We start from the raw sequence: 4,532 nt of genomic DNA, 5'->3' as shown, positions 1-4,532 counted from the left end.
CCATCTCCCCATCACCCCATCACCCCATCACCCCATCACCCCATCTCCCGATCTCCCCATCTCCCGATCTCCCGATCACCCCATCTCCCCATCTCCCCATCTCCCCACGTTTTCCTACTCCCTACTCCCTTAGTTTCAGACTGAAATAATACCTCATAAATGTTCGTATCTATCTGAATAAAAAATCAACTTCCTGTAACGTCGTAGGGAAAACCAAATATCATAAATAGATAGCAAGATGAAAATTTGGGCTACTACGCTATGGATAGCTTTTTTTGGAATTATTACATCCCCAGTGAAAGCTTCTCCCACTGTAAAAGTTGCACCCCAACATACAGAAAACAATATAGAATCAACCGGCTTAATATCAAGTAAAACAATTACTGTTAAAAAGGCTGAATTTGGAGTATTAAGAACCGAAAAAAACGGCAAAGTTACATTTATTCCAACAACTAAAGTACCTTTTAAAGAAGGAAAAGTTTATGGATGGCGTATCCAACTTCAAAATTATCAGGGTAAACTAACATGGCTTGAAGTGTTAACTTTACCAAAACCTCCGTTAACTTGGGGAACGGATAATGGAGAACATTTTTTTCTATCACCTGATGGTACTAAGTCAGTGATCAAACGTACTGATTTAGTTAAAAAAGGTGTAGTTAGTAATTTCTGGACGGTTTCGACCGGAGATCCTGCTGGTAAACATATACTAGAAGTGTATGTAGATAAGCGTCGGATTGCCACTTTTAAGTTTGAGGTTGTTGGCTCTAAATAAAAGTTACGTTTAAATTTACCTCATCCTGTATGAGTTGCTATTTGAAGTATTGACAAACCCGGTTTTTTTAAGAAACCGGGTTTCTTAATTTGTACGAATTCTTGCAAATATATATTTTATACATAAAATACACGCTAAAATACTTACAATAAATCTATAGGTCGCCAATAAGTGAAGATTTTTGTTACAAATATAGTTGAGCTAAAAATACTGATAAAGAGTCAATAAGGGTTTTTACTGTTTTATTAACTTGCCACTTAAGATAATAATATAAGCGGTTAGTTGAGGGTTTCGGTATTTGTTTCTCCGTTTGCAGCTTTTAAAACGGCTCAGAATGGTTTAAACACAACATATAGAAATCCTACTTGAATCTTGCTAAGTATACTCAGAATAAAACCTTTGTATAGAAGGCTTGTAGCTAAATTGTTTTTTCAAAAATCAAATAGGATTCCTATATGAATATAATACTTAGCTTTTAATGTAGTAACTATTATTACATAAGTGTAACAATTTATATTTAGTTTTGATCTAGCTGGTTGTTAGTTTAGCTATATGAAATTATAAAAAATAAATAAAGTCTGTATATTATTTAATTCGTAAGCAGGGAAAAAATATAAAAGTATTTTTACAAACAAGATAGGAAATTGAAAACTTGTGAATGGAACAAACTTTTATAAGTCGTGTCGTTGATAATTTACTAAGAGGTATAGCAAGTCGAAATTATGATGCAGACAGTTCTAACGAATTTGGCAGTTGTATTTTATTTAATAATGGCTTGTTGCTTTTTTATGCAGTGGCTGAGTTTCTTTTTGGATGATAAAGAAATGAATTCATCACAACGCTATTTTTCTATGGCAATTTTAGCTATGGCTACAATTTTATGGCCTTTAATTGTACCTTTTGCCTATTTGGAGCTATTAAAGTTTCATAAAAAGCACAAGCAAGTAATTGATTTATTTATTAATTTATCTGATGCAAAGTTATGCGATGAGTGATATATTTTATAGTTTAAAGATGGATTAATAATCAACAATGTTAATCATCAAAAAGTTTATTTTATCCGCTCTAATTCCCAAGTTTTTTAAGATAAACTTTGGCATAAAAGCAATTAAATAATTATAATTATGATTGACGGAAAGCCCCACAAAGTAACAGGTGTATACTCCGTTATCAATGCCTATTTTATTGATTTTTTGCTGGTGTTGGAGTCGGAATAGGAGTAGGTGTTGAAATCGGTGTTGGAGTATTTGTTGGGGTAGGAATAGGAGTAGGTGTTAAAATTGGTGTTGGATTAATTTGGATTGGTTTGATAGTTGGAATCGCTGGGGTAGTTGGAGTTGATATTGTGGGAGTGACTTCGGGACTTGGAGATGGGGTGCTTTGGCTATTATTTACAGCTTTCCATTCTGACAACGAACGGTTTATGGCATTTTCAAAGTTTTTAGATACTAGAACTAATTCGATATTTCCATCTGGTTTATTAGCAAACTGATTTTGAGCATAAAGTAAACTGTTTTCAAAGTTTGGTTTACCTAGAACTAATTTAGACGTTTTTCCATCATTCAAGGTAATTTCGATAGTTGCTTGGGGTTGTGTTAAACCAAATTCCGATAATTGGGAAGTGGAAGTTGTAACAGTGCGATCGCTATTTTCGGTTTCCAACAAATTCAATAAATAAGCCACCGTTCCATCATTAGCAGGTACGGTATCGGGTGATTTCATCAACCATTTGCTCTTGCTAGACTCAGGAGAACGTTCTAAATTTATCGTTCCCGATTGGGTGGTTATTTTCAAAGCTTTTACATCTTCTTCTTTAAAAGAAAAAAGTTGCTGCTGTTTTTTCTTAACTTCTTCTTGTTGAGACTTCCACTGAATCTCATAGAAATAAACAAAACCACCCAACAAGATTGCTAGCAGTATTAAAACTAAAGTTGTTCGCTGTAATTTCATTGCAAATTATTTATTGTTCACTGGGGATTGGGGATTGAGAATGGGTGATTGGTAGTTGGTGATTGGTGATTGGTAACTGATTTTTACCGTCTTTGGAACCAAAGAAGTATTGCTGCTGCAAAAGCAATTATGGGTAAAATTAATATCGAAGATAACGCAATCAGATTTGCTTGTGATTGAGAAAGATTGAGACGACGATTTGTCGCTTCTTTGGGACGAATGGAAAGAGGTTGCGAATCTTGTTTACCCAACCAGGTCATTGAGTTAAGAAACACGTCTCCATTCAATTGCTGACTAAATAAGCCATCTGTAATAAAATCTGAATCCCCAATTACTACCATCCTTGATTCGGTAGCTTTATTTTCTTTTGAAGTTGTGGGAGTGGGTGTAGGTGTTGGGGAAGTTGTGGGGGTGGGTGTAGGTGTTGGGGAAGCTGTTGGGGAAACTGTGGGAGTAGGTGTTGGTTGAATTGGTTTAGCTGCGATTTTTTTTGTTAAAGCAACACCTAAAGTTAAGGGACCTGGAATATCCTGCTTTTCGTCAAATTTTAATTCTTCACTTGCTAAATCGCTTTCAGCCCAAGTTGCGGGGTAAGGTTGAGTTAAAAGTAGAGGTGTACTTTCCACACCACTAACGGGAGTTGTTTGAATCGGTCGCGCTAATTTATATATAGATATACCATTTTGAAAGTCTTTAGTTATGGGATGTGTGCCATATTGAGTCACAATAGATATACCGGGAGGCTGTTGTTGAGCGCTTTCTGAAGCATTAATTGCCAAACGATTATCTAAAGTAACTCCCCATTGTTTGGTTAAAGCTTCTAATTTGGGGTCAACTCCAGGGTCAACCATGATTAATAAATTACCACCACCGTTAATATAATCCTGTAAAGCTTGAATTTCACCGTCTAATAAAGCTCTTTGGGGACCCGCTAAAATTACAGCATTTGCATCCGAGGGAATTTTAGCAGATTGAGTTAAACTCAAAGGCTCGGCAGTATAATTTTGATCTGCTAAAGCTTGAACCGCTTGAGAAATCTTGTCTTCTCCCTGTTCTAACTGACGTTCTCCGTGTCCCTGGAGAAAATAAACTTTGTTGGTACTAGGATTATCAATTTGTACCAAACGATTAGTTAATCTGGATTCAGAAAGACGTTCCTGGGGATTAACTACCTGTACTAATTGTCGATTTTCTCCCGATTCTAAATAAACTTCACCATAACCTTTAACCCCAAATTTCTGAGTTAATCCTGGTTTAGCTAAAGGGTCTGCATATTCAAATTTAAAATTCTTGCTTTCTCGCTGATATTTTTCCAACAATTCCCGATCTAAAGGATTTTTATTCGGATCGAATACCCACACTTTTACAGGTTTGTCCAATTTTTTTACTACTTCTTGGGATTGAGGAGCAAGAGTAAATAACTGAGCTTCAGTTAAATCATTGCGGATATTATAGCGAGTACTCAAAAAATTAATTAATGACAAAATAGCGACTACAGCTAAAGTTGCGATTAACGCATTAGTACCAACTTGAGTAGAACGACGACTCCACCATTTAGTAGAATAGCTTTGCCATAATATCCACACTACAGCAATAGTTAATCCTAAGATTATTAACACCAGCGGAATCGTTCCCCAATCTTCCGAGATTAAACCCACCGTCAAACCCGCAGTTATTAGAAACGGTGCTAACCAAATAGTATAATTACCAATTTTTTTCATCAGATATCAGTTATTAATTATCAATGACCGACAGGAGTATCCCTGCGGGTTTAAATTTGTAGCGTGTTCGTAAGGAAAAGCATCTTGCT

Annotated in this window: 4 protein-coding genes; 2 read left to right on the top strand and 2 right to left on the bottom strand. The window is 35.7% G+C overall.

Going from position 1 to position 4,532, the window contains the following annotated elements; genetic code table 11:
• Positions 1-238: 238 nt before the first annotated feature.
• Both VB797_RS07230 and VB797_RS07225 read left to right on the top strand, forming a co-directional pair.
• On the top strand, positions 239-772 hold the full coding sequence (locus tag VB797_RS07230; RefSeq protein WP_323236985.1) for a hypothetical protein: 534 nt from the start codon (positions 239-241) through the stop codon (positions 770-772).
• 722 nt (positions 773-1,494) lie between these two features.
• Positions 1,495-1,767, top strand: coding sequence for a hypothetical protein (locus VB797_RS07225; RefSeq protein ID WP_323236984.1), 273 nt, complete (start codon positions 1,495-1,497; stop codon positions 1,765-1,767).
• A 187-nt stretch (positions 1,768-1,954) separates the two neighbouring features.
• On the opposite strand, the gene VB797_RS07220 is transcribed toward VB797_RS07225, so the two are convergent.
• Together VB797_RS07220 and VB797_RS07215 are read right to left on the bottom strand one after the other, a co-directional pair.
• Entirely contained in the window at positions 1,955-2,722 is a 768-nt protein-coding gene (locus VB797_RS07220; RefSeq protein ID WP_323236983.1) for a DUF4340 domain-containing protein, read from the bottom strand.
• Between the two features lie 83 nt (positions 2,723-2,805).
• Complete coding sequence (locus tag VB797_RS07215; RefSeq protein ID WP_323236982.1) at positions 2,806-4,443, bottom strand: GldG family protein; 1,638 nt, start codon at positions 4,441-4,443, stop codon at positions 2,806-2,808.
• Positions 4,444-4,532 lie beyond the last annotated feature (89 nt).

It is taken from the genome of Rivularia sp. UHCC 0363 (assembly GCF_034931125.1).
Taxonomy (GTDB): domain Bacteria; phylum Cyanobacteriota; class Cyanobacteriia; order Cyanobacteriales; family Nostocaceae; genus Rivularia.
The sequence above is the reverse complement of the archived record's forward strand: the minus strand, read 5'-3'. Positions and strand labels throughout refer to the sequence as shown.